Source organism: Catellatospora sp. NPDC049609, from assembly GCF_040675365.1.
Taxonomy (GTDB): Bacteria; Actinomycetota; Actinomycetes; order Mycobacteriales; family Micromonosporaceae; genus Catellatospora.
Map to the genome: position 1 here is coordinate 1 of NZ_JBFAOU010000075.1, position 15865 is coordinate 15865.

The window sequence follows — 15865 nt, forward strand, 5'->3', positions numbered from 1 at the left end:
GTCGCGAATCGCCCGGACAGCGCGTACCGGGTGCGCTCGATGATGTCCGCCACGCCCAGCGAGGGCCCGCCGCTGGATGAAGAAATCGAGATCGACTTCATCCAGATAGGCCAACGTCGATCAGAAACGGGGCGGGGCGGGGCAGCCGCGTTCGCCGGGTCAGACCGTGTCGTAGGCGGTGGTGTGGGTGGGCTGGTAGACGCCCAGGGTCGCGCCGCCGGGCAGGCGTACCACGGCCTCGGTGCCCCAGTCCCGCTTGGCCGGCGCCACGATGATCTCCAGGCCGCGCTCGCTCCACTGGGACACGGTCGACTCCACGTCGTCCACGGTGAGGTACAGCTCGCAGCGGGTGTGCGCCTCGGCCGGGTGGAAGGCGATCTCCGCGGGTGGCGCCTTGAAGATCAGCCAGCCCTGGCCGGTGTCCACGTGCGGGAAGCCGAGCACGTCGCGGAAGAAGGCACGGTCCGCGTCGGCGTTCGTGCTGTAGATCAGAGCATGCATACCTTTGATCATTTCCTGATGATATGCCGCTCGACCTGCCCGGAAGACCGCTTCTGTCGGGATCGCACGGTGCTCATTCGAAGATGGAGTGCGGCGCGCCGTGGTCCTCGCGGCGGCGTTGCCGGCGGCGCCGGATGATCACGACCAGGTCGATGATCGTGATCACGATCAGCACGACACTCGCCCAGCCCAGCCAGTCCAGTCCGAAGGCGAACGAGATCACCGCCAGCACCGCGGCGAACACCAGACCGAAGCCCGCCAGCGCCAGCCGCAGGTTCAGCGCGCTGTACGGATGGTCGTGCGAGCCGTCAGGCTTCACGCGTGTCATCGTCACCTCTCCTCCATACTAAACCGGGAGGTGAGGGCCGTGTCCGACATCAAGATCGCCGTCACCGGCGCCACCGGCCGGCTCGGCTCGCGGGTGGCGCAGCGCCTCGCCGCGGCCGGGCTGCCCCAGCGCCTGGTCGTCCGCGACCCGTCCCGCGCACCGGTGCTGCCCGGCACGGAGACGGTACGCGCCGCGTACGCCGACGCCGCCGCGGTCTACGCCGCGCTGGACGGCATCGAGACCGTGTTCATGGTCTCCGGCGCGGAGACCACCGAGCGGGTCGACGAGCACCGGACCTTCGTCGACGCCGCGCTGGCCGCGGGCGTGCGCCGGGTGGTGTACACGTCGTTCTACGGCGCGGCCCCGGACGCCGTGTTCACCCTCGCCCGCGACCACTGGGCCACCGAGCAGCACATCCGGGACACGCCCCTGGCCTGGACCTTTCTGCGGGACAACCTGTACCTGGAGATGCTGCCGCAGTTCGTGGGCCGCGACGGGGTGCTGCGCGGCCCGGCCGGGCAGGGCCGCGTCGCCGCGGTCGCCATCGACGACGTCGCCGACGTGGCCGCGCTCGCGCTGCGCGAGGCGGGCCGCCACGACGGGCAGACGTACCACCTGACCGGCTCGCAGGCGCTGACGCTCGCCCAGGTCGCCGAGATCATCACCCTGGTCACCGGCCGTCCGGTCACCTACCACGACGAGTCCCTCGCCGAGGCGTACGCGTCACGTGCCGCGTACGGCGCGCCGGACTGGCAGGTCGAGGCGTGGGTCAGCACGTACCTCGCCATCGCCCGGGGCGAGCTGGCGCAGGTCACCGACACCGTGGAGCGCCTGACCGGCGTCGCCCCGCTCACTCTCGACGACCTCCTCCGCCTCGGCTGACCTGCCCGGGTGGCGGGCCGGCGCCCTGCCGTCTCCGGCGGGTTCGGTCGGTGAGCGGGGTGAAGATCGCCGTGTCTGGTCGGAATGTGTGGTGGGGACGCAGTTCCTGACCGGAAACGGCGATCTTCATCCCGCGCAGCCGGCCTCGGTCACGCCGCCGGGGTGGGTAGCCAGGTGGCGCGGGTGAGGGCCGCGCCGGCGTGCTGCTCGTACACCGCCGCGGCGAGCCAGGCCCGGGTGAAGCCCTCCGCGTCGTCGCCGGTGAGCCGCCCGAACGGGTCCCGGGGGCGGCGGCGGGCGGCCAGCGTCAGCTCGGCCAGCAGGTGCGCGCCGAGGTCCAGCCGGGCCCGGCGCAGCCTGCGCTCCTGGTTCTCGGCGAGCGCGTGCACCGCCCGGCCGCCGGTGACCACCCGTTCCAGGTGCCGGCGCAGCAGCTGCATCGCCGGGTCGCCGGTCGCCGGGGCACGGGCCCCGGTCGGCCCGGCCGCGCCGCCGGGGCGCAGCTGGCTGCGGTGCAGCCGGTCGTACCCGAGGTCGGCATGGCCGGACCAGGCGTCGGGCAGCCGCAGGCCCTCGCCGGTGCCCGGTGCGAGGCCGATCGACAGCGCGGCCACGGCTGCCCGGCGGGCCGGATCGGGCCGCCCCACCAGCAGCAGCTCCAGCCCGGCCGCCGCGCCGAGCGCCCGCAGGTTGTCCCGGTACGCCAGCTCCGGATGGTCGTCGGCGACCGTCAGCAGCAGGTCGGCGCCGTCGGCGGTGCGCGCGAGCACCGTGTCGCCGGCACCCGCCCCGATCACCTGCACCGCGAGGAACAGCAGGTCGGCGCCTGCGGGACGCTGCCCGACCGGCACCGCGAGCGCGGCCAGCGCGCGGTCCACCTGCGCCGCGAGCGGCTCGTCCCACAGCCCGCGCAGGGGCTGCTCGGTCCAGGCCGCCCCGCTCGCGCGTACCGCCCGCACCGCCTTGCCCGCGCCGAGCTGGCCCGACTCGGTGGCCGTGCCGCCGGAGACGATCATCCCGGCGCGGGTGAGGGCGCGGTGGGACAGGCCCGCCTCGCCCAGCGCCACGACGGCGTCGCCGGTGCGTGCGGCCCGGTCGGCGCCGCCCGGCGCGATGTCGGCGACCAGCCACAGCCGGCCGTCGCGGTCCACCACGTAGGTGGCCGTCCCGGCGTACCCGGACTCGGCCACCACCGGGACCGTGCACAGGCCGTACAGGCGCAGGCCGGCCTGCGGGTCGTAGCCGCGGCGGGCCGTGCCGAGCAGCCCGCCCGCCGCCTCGCCGGGCAGCGCGGGGTCGCGCAGCCGGTGCGACAGGGTCAGCAGCTCGCGCAGGTCGTCGGTGAGCTCGGCGAGCCGGAACTGCGGCTGCGCCTCGCGCAGCGCCTGCAGCCCGGACGCGACCCGGGTGCCCGCGGCGGCGGCGCGGTGCAGGCCGTGGGCCCGCGCCTCGTGCACCGCCCGCAGCAGCGCGGTACGCAGCACCAGCCCACTGCCCGCGGTCCCGGTCGCCAGCACGGCGGCACCGGCCCGCCACAGCCCGTCGGCGGCGGCGCGCTGCCGGTCGGTCAGGGGCGCTCCGGTGGGGATCGTTCCCTCGGCCGCCGTCTGCGCCGTCCCCGCCGCGGCGACGGGCGGCACGTGACCGCCCTGCGGCGCGGTGGCCGGCCCGGGCGTGACGGTGCCGCGCGCGGCACCGCCGGGCCGATGGGACGTGACGCCACCGCCGGCGGCGGCTTGCGCGGTCAGCGCCCCCGCCGCCGGGTCGGCGCCGACCGCCGGCATCGGACCGTCGGCGGGGATCGGACCCCCGGCCGGGATCGGACCGCCGGCCGGGATCGAGCCGTCAGCCGCGATCGGACCGTCCGGGCCGGAGCCGGGCACCGGTTCGTCGAGGCCGTCGTGGACCGGCGCGAGCGCCAGCACCGCGACCCGGTGCAGGCAGTTCGGGGCGAGCAGGCAGCTGCACCGGGCGTCGGCCCCGGTGCGCACCACCCCGTCGGTGACCACCAGGGTGACCACGGTCGCCTCGTCGACGGCGACGGTCACCTGCCCGTCCCCGGCCGTGACCGGCCAGGCCGCGGCGCGCGTCACCGCCTCGTCGACCTTCTTGCGCAGCCGGCCGGGCAGCGCGTCCAGGGTCTCGGCCAGTGCGGGCGCGGTCACCGCAGGCAGCGCGGTCATCGTTTCTCCCCCGTGCGTGCGTCGGCCGCCGCGCTCTGCCGCCGCGCGCGGCTCGCGGGGCCGGTCCGCCGGGCCCCGGCCGGCTGAACGACGCTCATCTGCGCACCTGCTCGCCGACCCAGCGGGCCAGTTCCAGCGGGCTCAGCGCGGCGATCGGCATGCCGGCCGCGACGAGCTGGCCCGCCGCGGAGACGGAGTAGCGCGGGCGTCCCGCGTCGTCCAGGCTGGCGCAGCCGAGCACCGTGGCGCCCGACTCGACCAGCGCCCTGACCTCGGCCAGCAGGCCGCCCATGGAGTACCCCTCCTCGAAGTCGCTGACCAGCACCACCAGCGTGCGGGTCGGCACGGTGACCAGCGAGCGGGCGTGGCGCAGCCCGGCCGCGATGTGCGTACCGCCGCCGACCTTGACCTCGAGCAGCAGGCTCAGCGGGTCGCCGACCCGGTCGGTCAGGTCCACCACCTCGGTGGAGAACGCGACGAAGTGCGTGGTCAGCGCCGGGACGCCGGCCAGCACCGAGGCAGTCAGCGCCGACCAGATGACCGACTCCTCCATGGACCCGGAGACGTCGACCACCAGCACCAGCCGCCAGTCCACGCCGCGGCGGGCGCGGGTGCGGAAGACCGGCCGCTCCGGGATGACGGTCACCCGGCCGTCGGCGTCGCGGCGGCTGGTGGCGAGGTTGGCCCGCAGCGTGCGGGCCAGGTCGAGCCGGCCGCCGGGGCGGGAGGTGGGGCGGGGCGTGGTGAGCCCGTTCAGCGCCGGGCGCAGCGTGGTGGCCAGCTCCCTGGTCAGCTCGGCGATGATCCGGGCCACCAGCGGGCGCAGCCGGGTGACGACCGCCTCGGGCAGGCCACCGGCCAGCGACAGCACGTCGCGCAGCAGGTCCATCGAGGGCCGTACGGCGTCCGGGTCCAGCTCCAGCGCGGCGTCGAGCCGTCCCGACTCCACGGCCGCGGCCAGCACCTCCTCGCGTACGCCGGGCCCGAACAGCGCCGACAGCTCCTGCGACCACTCGCGCACGCCCGGGAAGGACGGCTCTCGCCCGGCCCGCCCGGCATCGCCACGCGCACCCTCACCGCGACCCCGCCCGTAGAGCTCGTCCAGCGCGGTCGCGTACCGCCGCGCCCGCTGCCCGAGCCCCTGCTGGTCACGGCCCAGAATCAGCCGCCACCGGTCCGCCGCCGCCAGCTCCCCCGACGGCACCGGCCGCCCCGACGCCGCCGGGGGGACGTCAAGATCGCGGCGATCTTGCGCGAAGTGTTGCCCATCTGCCCCATTGGCGTGTGTCGTACCCACAGTTCCCGCAAGATCGGCCGGGAGGAGGCCGAGCTCGGTCAGGGCGGTACGGCCGGCGCGGTCGGCGAGCAGGCGGGCGAGGAGGGCGTCGGGGTCGGAGATGTCGCCCAGGTCGTCGAGGGAGTGGCCGCCCAGGCGCTCGTCGATGACGGCGAGCAGGCGGTCGCGGGCGGCGGGGCTGGCGACGTGGAAGCCGCCGCGCAGGGCGGGCAGGCGGGTCAGGAAGCCCTCGTCGGGTAGTGCCTCGACGCGGTCGAGCAGGCTGGTCAGGACGCCGTCGGCGCTCTGCAGCAGCGGTTCGGCGACCGCGAGCAGGCCGCCTACGTGCCCCTGGAGGTCGCGGCGGGCCTGGTCGGTGGTGGCGGTGTCCACCCAGGACGCGACGCGCACGCCCAGCTCCTCCGGCGAGGTGTGGCCGAGCAGCACGCGCACCGCACCGGCGGCGGCGGCCATCAGCGGGGTGCCGCGCGCGGCCAGGCGGGCCAGCGAGTCGGTCAGCCGCAGCGCGGCACCGGCCAGGTCGGCGCGCTGCGCCAGCGCGGCCAGCGCGCGGGCGTCCTCCGGGTCCTCGGCGCCGGCCAGGCCGTCGACCTGGCGTACGGCCGCGTCCTCGACGGCCGTGGCGGCGCGCGCCACGGCGGCCGGGTCGGGGTCGGGCAGGCCGGGCACGTGCCCGAGCCGCAGCCGGTCGAGCACGGCCAGCGCGGCCATGGCCTCGGTGAGCGAGCCCTGGGCGGGCACCACCGTGGCGACCTCGTCCAGCCGCTGGGCGGTCAGCCCGGCCAGGCCGCAGCTCGCGGCCTCGTGCAGCCCTTCGACGACCTGCGCGGCGGTGGGACCGCCCGCGGCCGTCTCGCGGCGGCGGCGCTCGCGCAGCGCGCCCTCGGCCGCCTGCTCCAGGGTCACCCCGCGCAGGCCGGCCACCTCGACGCCGGCCTCGGTGTGCGGGGTCCAGCACAACCGCCAGCGCGTGGTGATCGCGTCGACGCCGCCCGCTCCCCCGTCCCCGGCGACCGGCTCGGCGTACGCGATGGCGCAGGCGGTCAGCCGCTGCAGGGCGATCTCGCGGCGGCGGTCCAGGTCGGAGCGCAGCGGGTCCAGGCGCAGGTCCTTGACGGCGTCACCCGGACCGGGCAGGCGCAGCGCGGCGAGCAGCTCGCGCACGGCCGGGCCGAGCCCGGAGCGCGGCGTGCCGGGCGCGAGCCGCCCCCGGGCGTCGCCGACCAGCACCTGCTCCATCGCGGCGGCCACGACGCGGCCGCGGCCGAGCACCTCGCCGTGGGCGAGCACGCTCTGCAGGGCCTCGACCAGCTCGCCGCGGCCGGGTGCGGGCAGCCCGCGCAGCCGGGCCAGGTCGGTGGCGAGCCGGACGGCCTCGCGGGCCTCGGCGGGCCCGGCCGGGTGCCCGGCGGCGCGCACCCGCGCGCACACCGCGACGACCGCGCCCAGCGCCGCCGCCTCGACCTGCGCGGGGTCGCCCGCGGCGGTCAGCACGGACTGCTGCCACTGCGGGTCGCGGATGCCCGCCGGGTAGCCGGACCGCGCGTCGAGCAGGCCGAAGGTGTACGGCACCAGCGAGGTGACCACCTTCGGCGGCGCCTTGGGCACGGCGTCGGCCGGACCGGCCGCGCGCAGGGCGGGGGCGTGGAACGCGCCCACCAGCATCGCGACACGCTGCCCGGCGTGCTCGGCCAGGCAGCCGCGCATGTACGCCTCGCGGCGCAGGTCCAGCCCGGACACCCCGTCGCCGGTCTCCGCGTCGCGGCGCATCGCCCAGCCGACCAGCAGCGCGGCGCGGCGCACCGCCTCCGGGTCGGCGCCGGGCGCGCGGGCCTCGACCATGCGGTCCCACATGTCCTCGTCGGCGCGGCCGGTGGCGGCGCCCTTGAGCGCCCCGGCCAGCGACAGCCGCTGCCCGGCCGGCCCGGCGGCGGCCGGGGTCTCCGGCTCGTGCCAGGCGCGGTCGGCCAGCGGCAGGTCGCACGGCACCACCGGCACGCCGTTGCGGGCCGCCCAGCGCACCGCGACCAGCTCCGGCGAGAAGTCCGCGAACGGGTAGAACGCGGGCCCGTGGTCGCCGACGGCGCCCGCGAGCGCGACCGGCGCGGTGGTCTCGGCATCGGCCAGCCACGGCAGCCACTCGCCCAGCTCGGGCGGCAGCTCCAGCAGCAGCGCCTGCGGCGCGTACGCGTCGAGCAGCGCGGGCAGCACCACCGACAGCGCGGGTGAGTGGTGCCGCACGCCGATCAGGAACGGCGCGCGCTGCCCGGCCAACTCGGCCACGGCGACCGCCGGGTCGGCGTCCAGCGCCGCCCCCGCGGTCGGACCCGGCTCGGCCGGGGCGGCCTGCTGCGCCGCCCCGGCCGGGCCGAGCTCAGCCCCGTCGGCCTGCTGCGCCGTTCCGGCGGCCGGGCCGGGCTCAGTCGGCGAGGACATCGCGCAGCTCCCAGAGCCGCCGCCACAGCCGCGCGCCGTCCTCGGCCCGGCGGCGCACCGCGCCGTCCCAGTAGCCGAGCAGCTTGGCGCCGTCGGCCGGGTCGTCCTTGCGCACCACGCCCAGCAGGTGGCCGGGCAGCAGCGACAGCACGTCGCGGTCGCCGGGGAAGTACGCCTGCGCCAGGCCCAGCGAGGTGGCGACGGCGACCGCCTCGGCGGTGCTCATCACCGTCGACGGGCGCTCCACGTCCCAGCCCTCCACCGAGCGGCCCTCGCGCAGGTCGCGGAACGCCGTGACCAGCGCCTCCAGCACCGCGTCGTCCACCCCGAACGGGGTCTGCACCCGTTCGAGGGCGGCGCGGGCCTGCCGGCCCACCAGCGCGGTCTCCTGGGCCAGGTCCGGGATCGGGCCGACGGTCTCGAAGTTGAAGCGGCGCTTGAGCGCCGCGGACATCTCCGACACGCCCCGGTCGCGCAGGTTGGCGGTGGCGATCAGGGTGAAGCCGGGTGCGGCGTGCACGGTCGCGCCGTCGGTGCCGGCCAGCTCCGGCACCGCGACGCGGCGGTCGGACAGCAGCGACACCAGCGCGTCCTGCACCTCGGGCAGGCACCGGGTGATCTCCTCGACGCGGGCGACCGCGCCGGTGCGCATCGCCGACAGGATCGGCGAGGGCACCAGCGCCTGGCTGCTCGGGCCGTGCGCCAGCAGCAGCGCGTAGTTCCAGCCGTAGCGCAGCTGGTCCTCGGTGGTGCCGGCGGTGCCCTGCACGACCAGCTCGCTGGTGCCGCAGACCGCCGCCGACAGCAGCTCGGACAGCATCGACTTGGCCGTGCCGGGCTCGCCGACCAGCAGCAGGCCGCGCTCGCCGGCCAGGGTCACCACGCAGCGCTCGACCAGCGCCCGCTCGCCGACGAACTTCGCCGGGACGGTGAGCTTGGACGGCAGGCCCTCGCGCCGGTCCTCCTTGGCCAGTTCCAGCTCGCGGCCGTCGCTGCCGGTGATGAAGGTGACCACGGCGCGCGGGGTGAGCCGCCAGCCGGGCGGGCGCGGCCCGCCGTCGTACGCGGCCAGGAAGGCCAGCTCGGTGGCGTGCGCGTGCTCGGCGGGGTCGACCTGCCGGGCGGGGGTCGTCGTGGTCATCGCTGCCTTCCGGTGACGAGCTCATCGAAGCGGGGTGCGTCGCCCTGGGAGATCCTCTCCCAGGCCAGGGTGAACAGCTGCGGGGCGGGGGCGACCGGCAGCACGATGCCGAGGCCGGACACGCCCTGCTCGCCGCCGATCAGCAGCGGCAGCTTCCACCGCTCCAGCGGCAGGTGCGGCGCCTTCAGCGCGAGCCAGCCGCCGGGCAGGAACAGCCCCCGCCCGGCCCGCGGCCGCTTGGCCTCGACCACCAGGTCGGTGGCGGCCAGCGCGGCACGGGCGGCCTTGAGCCGCGCGGGCTTCCAGCCCGTCCACGACGCCACGTTACGGTCGGTCGGGTCGGGCAGCGCCAGCAGCTGCAGGTAGAGCGCGGCCGCGTCGGCGGTCAGCCCGTGCGCGGCGGCGACCTGCGCCACCAGCTCCGGCGCGGAGCGGGTCGGGTCCTGGGCGTACCCGTCGACGCCGGCCGGCACGGGGTAGCCGGCCAGCCGGGCGAGCTGCCCGTCGAGCACCGCCCGCAGTGCGGCCAGCGTGCCCTCGTCGTGGCTGTCCAGGCGCGACTGCACCACGCTGAGCACCGGGTCGCCGGCGCCGTGCAGCAGGGCGGGCCGCAGCTGCACCGCGCGGTAGCCGGTGTCCGGCGGCAGCAGCAGCGCGCCCGCGGCGAGGCCGCCGTCCGGCTCGGTCACCGGGGTCTGGCCGGTGGCGTTCAGCAGCGCCTCGGCCTTCTTCTCCAGCACCCAGCCGATGGGCAGCCGCAGCGCGGGATCGGCCAGCTTCGCCCGGACCAGCTCGGCCACCCGGGGCAGCACGGCGCGGATCGGGTCGTCGGCGGGCAGATGGTACGCCAGCCACGGCACGCACTTGGCGAGCGCGACCAGGACGTCCTCGTCGTCGATGCCGGGCGCGGTGCCCGCCAGCCAGGTGCAGGTGTCCGGGTTGGCGATGCCGTGGATCAGCTCGGAGGCGTTCATCGAGCCGTCCACATCGGCCTTGGCGATGGCGACGATCAGCTCGTCGCGCACCGGCGTACGCCGCCCGTGCCGGGCCGCCCACGCCTCGGCGAGCCGGGACGCGTCCGGGCCGCCGGTCCACAGCGCCGCCGGGTCGGCGGGCATCAGCCGGGCCAGCTGCGCGGCGGCTCCGGCCCGGCCACCGGCGCGGGTCCGGCTCGCCGCCGCGGCGGCGATGTCGCCGTCGGGCACCCCGATCAGCGCGCGCACCGGCTCGGACTCGGCCCTGCTCCAGTTGGCCTGGGGCAGGCCCGCCAGCAGCAGCGCCGCCTCGGCGAGGCTCATCCCCGCCTCGGTGGACAGCCGAGCGACCAGCTCCGGCTGCCAGGCGAGCGGCCCGCGCTCGGCCAGCAGCGCGGTGAACGCGGTGACCGTCTCCGGGGTGACCCCGCCGAAGTCGACCGGCGTCTCGGCGGTGATCGCGCAGCCGGGCACCGCCCCGAACACGCCGTCGGGGGCGTACTCCAGCCCGCCCAGCTCGCGGTCGTCGCTGTCCGCGGTGAGGATCAGCAGGCGGCGGTCGCCCACCTGGCGCACGGTGCCGGGCAGCTCGTCGGAGTCGATCGGCCGGTCGGACTTCAGCTCCACCTGCCGCAGGCGCCCGCCCGGGGCGAGCAGGCCGCTGCGGACGACGACCGCCAGCAGCTCGGCGAGGGTGTCGCGGTGCTCGGGGCCGGTGACCGGGCTCGCCGCCCGGTACATCACGGCGGGCAGCAGGCCCAGCACGTCGAACCAGTCGTGGTCGCCCGCCAGCTCCACCCGGCCGGTGGGCCGCTCGGCGCCGGTGAGCGCCTGCCCCACCGCGGTCAGCATCCGGGTCGCGCTGTCGCCGCGGCTGTAGCAGTACGGCATCAGGCCGGACAGGGCGGCCGTGAGGCGGCGGTCGTCGGCGTCGTACGACGGCGTCTCCACGTGCGACGCGGCCTCGGCGACCTTCCCGGCGCAGCGGTCGACCAGCGTGGCGAGGCGGGCCGCGTGCGCGGCGGCGCGCTCGACGACGCCGGCGACGCCGTCCCGCAGCGACCGGTCCGTGATCGCGGGCAGCTGCCGGGCGACCAGCTCGACCAGCCCGGCCGTGATCTGCGCGGCGGCCTCGTCGCCGGTGGCGGCGTCGATGATCCGGGCGGCCTCGGCCAGCAGCGCCGCGGCCTGCTCATCGGTCAGCGCGCGCAGCGCCGCCGAACCGGCCTCGTCACGGGGGCGCAGCAGGTGCCAGTACGCGGGGGTGGGCACCACCTGGGTGCCGCGCGCGTACTCGCCCGTGCTCGGCGGGGAGTACTCGCCGATCAGCAGCCCGTCGGCGTCGTAGAGGGACATGCCGGTGTTGCGCCAGTTGCGCGACTCGGTGACGCCGCAGGTCCGCTCCGCGCCGGGGAACCGGATCGCCGCGGACAGCTCGCCGCGCCGGGCCGCCGTCGCGGGCATGGTGTACGCGGTGCCGTCCAGCGCCTGCCCGTACTGCGCGCCGGTGCCGTCGCGGTGCACCCGCCAGCCGAGCAGCTCGCCGTTGTCGCGCACGGACAGCCGGCAGGAGTGGTGCGCCAGGTGCCGGCCGTCGGCGGCGCCGTCCTCGAAGAACGACGGCAGGCTCGGCCGGCCGCGCTCGCCGGTGGCCGGGTCGAACTCCCGGCAGACCACCTTGCCGTCCTCGGTGAGCAGCACCCAGTAGGTGACGCCGTCGGTGAGGACCCGGCCGCCGCGGCGCTCGCCGCGGTCGCCCGCGTGCAGGGGCCGGGCGCCCGCGGTGCGCCCGCCGCCGGTGATCGGCAGCGAGAACTGGTGGTACATCTGGAACGCCTCGTCCGGGACGGTGAACACGTCGTCGGGCGCGCCGGTCCAGTAGCCGGCGCGCTCGCGGCCGACGTCCCAGCACACCAGCAGCTGCTTGTCGACGTAGCGCAGCACCGTCCGGTACATCCAGCGGCGCTGGTCGGCGGGGATGCGCAGGATGTGCTCCAGCTCCACGCCCTGCTCGCCGACCACGAGCGCCAGGTCGCCCTGGACGAGGATCAGGTACGGCCACTGGTCGACGACCATGAGCTCGCCGCCGCCCGCGCCGGCCAGCTTCACGACCGCCTCCTCCAGCGCCGGCCAGCCGAACTCGTCCAGCACACCGGCCCGCAGCGTGTGCGCCAGCACCCCGGCGACGTCGTGGGCGAGCAGCCGGGCCATGGCGGGCTCGTTCACCGCCGCGCCCTCAGGGCAGGCGGCCTGGGCGATCCGGTCGAAGTGGCCGCCCAGGGTGGGCAGGCCGTGGCCGGCGGCGGAGGCGGCGAGCTGGTCGAGCCAGTGGTGCAGCGCGGTGCGCAGGCCCGGCACGGCGGTCACCTCCCGCACCCGCTCGACCTGCCGGAAGCCCTCCTCCAGGTGGCTCTCCACGCCCGCGGCGAGCCGCCCGACGAACCGGGCGTCCCCGGCCACCGCGACGAGCTCGCGGCGGCCCTCCTTGTCGTCGCGCAGCCAGCCGGCGACGTTGAAGCGGTCCTCGCCGGCCGGATCGGCCACCGGCACGCCCAGCGCCAGGCACGCGTCGAGCAGGTCGAGGTCGGTGCTGCCGTGGCGGCGGGCCAGCGCCACCGGCACGCCGTCGGCCTTGAGCCGGGGCGCCATCCGCTCGACCAGGTCCAGCAGGCGGGCGCTGCGGTGGCGGTCGCGCCAGTAGCGGCGCTGCCGGTGCTCGTCGAAGCGGGCAAGCCAGCCGGCGGGGCCGTCGGTCGCGGCGGCCTCGGCCGGCACCTGCGCGGCGGGCTCGGTGAGCGCGCGGGTCGCCCCGGCCTGCTCCAGCACGCCGAGCCACCCGTCGTCGGTGCAGTTGGCCGGGAACATGCCGAGCAGGCGGCCGCGCAGCGCCGGGTCGGCGGCGGCGAGCTGCGCCAGGGGTGTGCTGTACGCCGTCCAGAACGACTCGGCGGCGCGGATCAGCGCGGGCGCGGGCAGCAGCTGGGCGAGCACGTCCCGGTCGGCCTCGGCCTGGTCGAGCTTGGCGGCCTTGGCCAGGCGGCGCAGGTCGGTGTGCATGGCGGCGTACGGCGGCAGCCCGCCCAGCGTCCGCTCCACGCACAGCCGCAGGAAGCGCTCGTACGCCTCGGTGGGGGTGCTGCGCGCGGCCAGCTCGCGGGCGTGCTGGGTGAGCGCCTTCGCGGTGATCGCGCCGGCCAGCGCGAACTCGAGGAACACCGCGTGCTGGCGCTCCTCGTCGATGCGCAGCGCGTACGCCCGCTCGGCGTCGCGGGCCTTGCCGAACATGGTCGCGGCGTAGGTGGTGCTGTCGGCGGCCAGGAACGCCCGGCCCGCCTCCTCGTAGAAGGTCGGCAGGAAGTGCGGCACGGCGCGGGCCAGCCGCTCGCCGAGCGCGTCGAAGCCCTCCTTGGCCGGGCCGATGCGCGACTTGGCGGTGCGGGCCAGCTTCTCGATCTCCTTGACCAGGGCCAGCGCGTGGTGGCCGTTGGCCGGGTCGTGCACCAGCGCCCAGGCCGGGAAGCCCAGCGCCTGCTGGCGCACCAGGCCGACCTCGTTGACCGGCGCGGGCTTGTCGAAGCCGAGGAACTCCATGCTCAGGTCCTCGGCGGCGCCGACGGCGGCGGGCACGAGGCGGACCACGGTGCGCCCTTCCAGCACCGGGTGCGCGTACGCGCGGGTGGTCAGCGCGTCGACGGTGTCGTCCTTGGCCACCGGCGTGCCGACCGGCAGCACCGCCCCGGCCTCCAGCAGTGCCAGGTGGCTCATGCCTGCTCCTCGCTCTCGTCCTTGTCCACGACGCGGCCGGCGTACAGCGCGGCGGCCATGCGGTTGCCCTCGGACCACGCCACCGGGCCGACCTGGCCGAGCGGCAACGCGGTGCCCTTGCGGTCGGTGAAGACCAGGTCCCCGGTCTCGGTCTGGTAGTACGGATCGTCGGAGCCGATCCAGAAGCGCGCCTCGACCGTGACGCCGCCCTCGAACACGCGGCAGACGGCGTTGCCCCCGCGCACCGGGTAGCCCAGCTTGGTCGCGCGGGAGGTGGCGTGGCGCAGCTCGGCGTAGCGGCCGCCGGAGAACTCCCCGATGCGGAGCGCGGCCGGGTCCAGGCCCGCCGGGCGCACGAAGATCTGCCGGAAGAGCTGGTCCACCGACTGCTTCACGCCCAGGTCGGCGGCGAACTCGCGCAGGTCGTCGAGCTCGGTGAGGGTGACCGGGTGCGGGATGACCACCCGCTCGGCGGGCAGCCGCACCGTGTCGCCGTCGAGGTTGACCACGCCGATCTGGCCCGCGGTCGCGTCCCGCAGGAAGCCGACCGCGTCCGGGTCGAACCCGCCGGCGTCGTCGAGCACGCCCACGACCAGGTCGGTCAGCGCGGTGCGCCAGGTCTCGTCGGGCCACACGTCGGCCAGCACGGCGACCGGCACCGGCAGCGAGCGCACCAGCCAGCGCTCGATGTCGGCGCGGCACTGCGCCTCGTGCCGGCCGAGCCACTCGGTGAGCTGCCGCAGCCCGACGACGACGGGGTCGTCGCGCAGCGCGGCGGGCACCGTGCGCAGCTCCTTGCCCTTGGCGTTGCGGGCGACCAGTGCGCTGTCGCGCAGGGTTACCTCGTAGCCGCCGGACGCCACCAACCATCCCATGTGGACGGCCCCTTCCTGTCGAGGACACCGGACGCTAAACCACCGCGCCGACAGTTCGGAAAACGGCTCGTCACAGCGTCGGCGGCGCCGCATCGCGGGCAGTGGTGCGGGAGTCGGGGTGTGCACCGCCACGTCGCCGGGTATAAGCAGCTCAGTACGGCCGTACCCGGAGTACCGTCGAAGTTCCGGCGGCGTCGTGCGACGGCGCCGCGGCAGGCGTCGACGTGGACGACAGGAGGGCTGCGGTGAAGGGCAGAGCACTCGTGCTGGGTGGCGGTGGGGTCACCGGAATCGCGTGGGAGCTGGGCGTCCTGGCCGGGCTGGCCGAGGCCGGCGTGGACCTGAGCGAGGCCGACCTGCTGATCGGCACCTCCGCCGGGTCCGTGGTGGCGTCGCTGCTGGGCACCGATCCGAACCTCGAGGAGCGCTACCAGACGCAGCTGGAGGACCCGGCGGACGAGGTCGCCGCGCGCATCGGCACGCGCACGCTGCTGGCGTACGGCTGGGCGATGCTGCGCAGCCGCGCACCCGAGCAGTACCGGGCCCGCCTCGGCGCGCTGGCGCTGGCCACGGCGTCGATGACGCCGGAGGAGCGCAAGGCGGTCATCGCCTCGCGGCTGCCCGTGGTGGAGTGGCCGGAGCAGCCGCTGCTGATCACCGCGTCGGACGCGCACACCGGGGAGTTCACCGTGTTCACCCGCGAGAGCGGGGTCGAGCTCATCGACGCGGTCGCGGCCAGCTGCGCGGTGCCCGGGGTGTGGCCGCCCGCGGCGGTCAACGGCCACCGCTACATCGACGGCGGGATGCGCTCGGCGACCAACGCCGACCTGGCCGAGGGGCACGAGCGGGTGGTCATCATCGCCCCGGTGACCGCCGGCGGCGGGCTCATCACCAGCGCCTCCCGGCACGCCGAGCAGCTGCGGGCGAAGGGGACGCAGGTGACCATCGTCAGCCCGGACCGCGACGCGCGCGCGGCGATCGGCCGCAACCTGCTGGACCCGTCCCGGCGGGCCGGTTCGGCGCGGGCGGGGCGCGCCCAGGCGATGCGGGCCATCGAGCAGGTGGGCGAGGTGTGGTCCTGACGGTCCGGTCAGGATGCTTCCAGCCGGTGCCTAGCCGGCCTTGAGCAAGTGACGCCCGTCGACCGGAAATCCGCTCTACCAGCGGAGATCCGGTGTGACTGCGCTCTCGCGAAACATGCTCGACCCGGAGTGGCCAAAGCTTCGCGCTAGCGCTATGCTCGATCGTGACGCCCGTCTTGGCGACTTCCCCCGTGGTTGCCAAGACGGGCGTTTTGCGTGTCCCACCAGCCGATCCTCCCGGCATGCGTCCATTGTGGAGGTAAGCCGCCGCGGCGGGCGATCTGCGCGCGATCCTGTCGGCCGGGTCGGGTAGTGTGCCGCGCGGCGAGGCTGTAGCGCAGAGGTCGTCGCGCCTTGACTGCAAGCTGGAGGACGTCGGTTCGAATCCGACCGGTCTCGCC

General features: G+C 76.4%; 9 protein-coding genes and 1 tRNA gene. 3 read left to right on the top strand and 7 right to left on the bottom strand.

The genetic code is table 11. The features are described 5' to 3' along the window. Nucleotides 1–159 precede the first annotated feature (159 nt). Both AB0J67_RS21330 and AB0J67_RS21335 read right to left on the bottom strand, forming a co-directional pair. Nucleotides 160–501, bottom strand: a complete 342-nt coding sequence (locus AB0J67_RS21330; RefSeq protein ID WP_363485145.1) for a VOC family protein — start codon at nt 499–501, stop codon at nt 160–162. A 73-nt stretch (nt 502–574) separates the two neighbouring features. After that, nucleotides 575–829: a DUF6343 family protein gene (locus AB0J67_RS21335; RefSeq protein ID WP_363485146.1), complete on the bottom strand. Its 255-nt coding sequence runs from the start codon at nt 827–829 to the stop codon at nt 575–577. Between the two features lie 39 nt (nt 830–868). Here AB0J67_RS21335 and AB0J67_RS21340 point away from each other — a divergent pair, with 39 nt between their 5' ends. Next, a complete protein-coding gene (locus tag AB0J67_RS21340; RefSeq protein ID WP_363485147.1) occupies nt 869–1711 on the top strand; it encodes an SDR family oxidoreductase in 843 nt (280 codons plus the stop codon). 149 nt (nt 1712–1860) lie between these two features. On the opposite strand, the gene AB0J67_RS21345 is transcribed toward AB0J67_RS21340, so the two are convergent. From AB0J67_RS21345 to AB0J67_RS21365, 5 genes are all read right to left on the bottom strand, one after another. Further along, a complete protein-coding gene (locus tag AB0J67_RS21345) occupies nt 1861–3894 on the bottom strand; it encodes a hypothetical protein (protein WP_363485148.1) in 2034 nt (677 codons plus the stop codon). A 94-nt stretch (nt 3895–3988) separates the two neighbouring features. Beyond that, nucleotides 3989–7627 (bottom strand): DUF5682 family protein, encoded by a 3639-nt coding sequence (locus tag AB0J67_RS21350; protein ID WP_363485149.1) that lies wholly within the window; start codon nt 7625–7627, stop codon nt 3989–3991. Next, entirely contained in the window at nt 7611–8768 is a 1158-nt protein-coding gene (locus AB0J67_RS21355) for an AAA family ATPase (protein WP_363485150.1), read from the bottom strand. The genes AB0J67_RS21350 and AB0J67_RS21355 overlap by 17 nt, the downstream gene beginning before the upstream one ends. Further along, the gene (locus tag AB0J67_RS21360; protein ID WP_363485151.1) at nt 8765–13507 is read right to left on the bottom strand and encodes a hypothetical protein; all 4743 of its coding nucleotides are present in this window, start codon (nt 13505–13507) and stop codon (nt 8765–8767) included. The genes AB0J67_RS21355 and AB0J67_RS21360 overlap by 4 nt, the downstream gene beginning before the upstream one ends. Further along, nucleotides 13504–14382, bottom strand: a complete 879-nt coding sequence (locus AB0J67_RS21365; RefSeq protein WP_363485152.1) for a DUF4132 domain-containing protein — start codon at nt 14380–14382, stop codon at nt 13504–13506. The genes AB0J67_RS21360 and AB0J67_RS21365 overlap by 4 nt, the downstream gene beginning before the upstream one ends. A 245-nt stretch (nt 14383–14627) precedes the next feature. Between AB0J67_RS21365 and AB0J67_RS21370 the strand changes: the two genes are divergently transcribed. Both AB0J67_RS21370 and AB0J67_RS21375 read left to right on the top strand, forming a co-directional pair. After that, nucleotides 14628–15464 carry a patatin-like phospholipase family protein gene (locus tag AB0J67_RS21370; protein ID WP_363485153.1) on the top strand — a complete coding sequence of 279 codons (837 nt, stop codon included), beginning with the start codon at nt 14628–14630 and terminating at the stop codon, nt 15462–15464. A gap of 326 nt (nt 15465–15790) precedes the next feature. Beyond that, nucleotides 15791–15863: transfer RNA gene (locus tag AB0J67_RS21375), tRNA-Cys, on the top strand. Nucleotides 15864–15865 lie beyond the last annotated feature (2 nt).

Excerpts from the sequence above, each read along its gene's own strand:
- AB0J67_RS21330 (WP_363485145.1), bottom strand. The coding sequence starts at position 501 with ATGCATGCTCTGATCTACAGCACGAACGCCGACGCGGACCGTGCCTTC.
- AB0J67_RS21335 (WP_363485146.1), bottom strand. The coding sequence starts at position 829 with ATGACACGCGTGAAGCCTGACGGCTCGCACGACCATCCGTACAGCGCG.
- AB0J67_RS21345 (WP_363485148.1), bottom strand. The coding sequence starts at position 3,894 with ATGACCGCGCTGCCTGCGGTGACCGCGCCCGCACTGGCCGAGACCCTG.
- AB0J67_RS21350 (WP_363485149.1), bottom strand. The coding sequence starts at position 7,627 with ATGTCCTCGCCGACTGAGCCCGGCCCGGCCGCCGGAACGGCGCAGCAG.
- AB0J67_RS21355 (WP_363485150.1), bottom strand. The coding sequence starts at position 8,768 with ATGACCACGACGACCCCCGCCCGGCAGGTCGACCCCGCCGAGCACGCG.
- AB0J67_RS21360 (WP_363485151.1), bottom strand. The coding sequence starts at position 13,507 with ATGAGCCACCTGGCACTGCTGGAGGCCGGGGCGGTGCTGCCGGTCGGC.
- AB0J67_RS21365 (WP_363485152.1), bottom strand. The coding sequence starts at position 14,382 with ATGGGATGGTTGGTGGCGTCCGGCGGCTACGAGGTAACCCTGCGCGAC.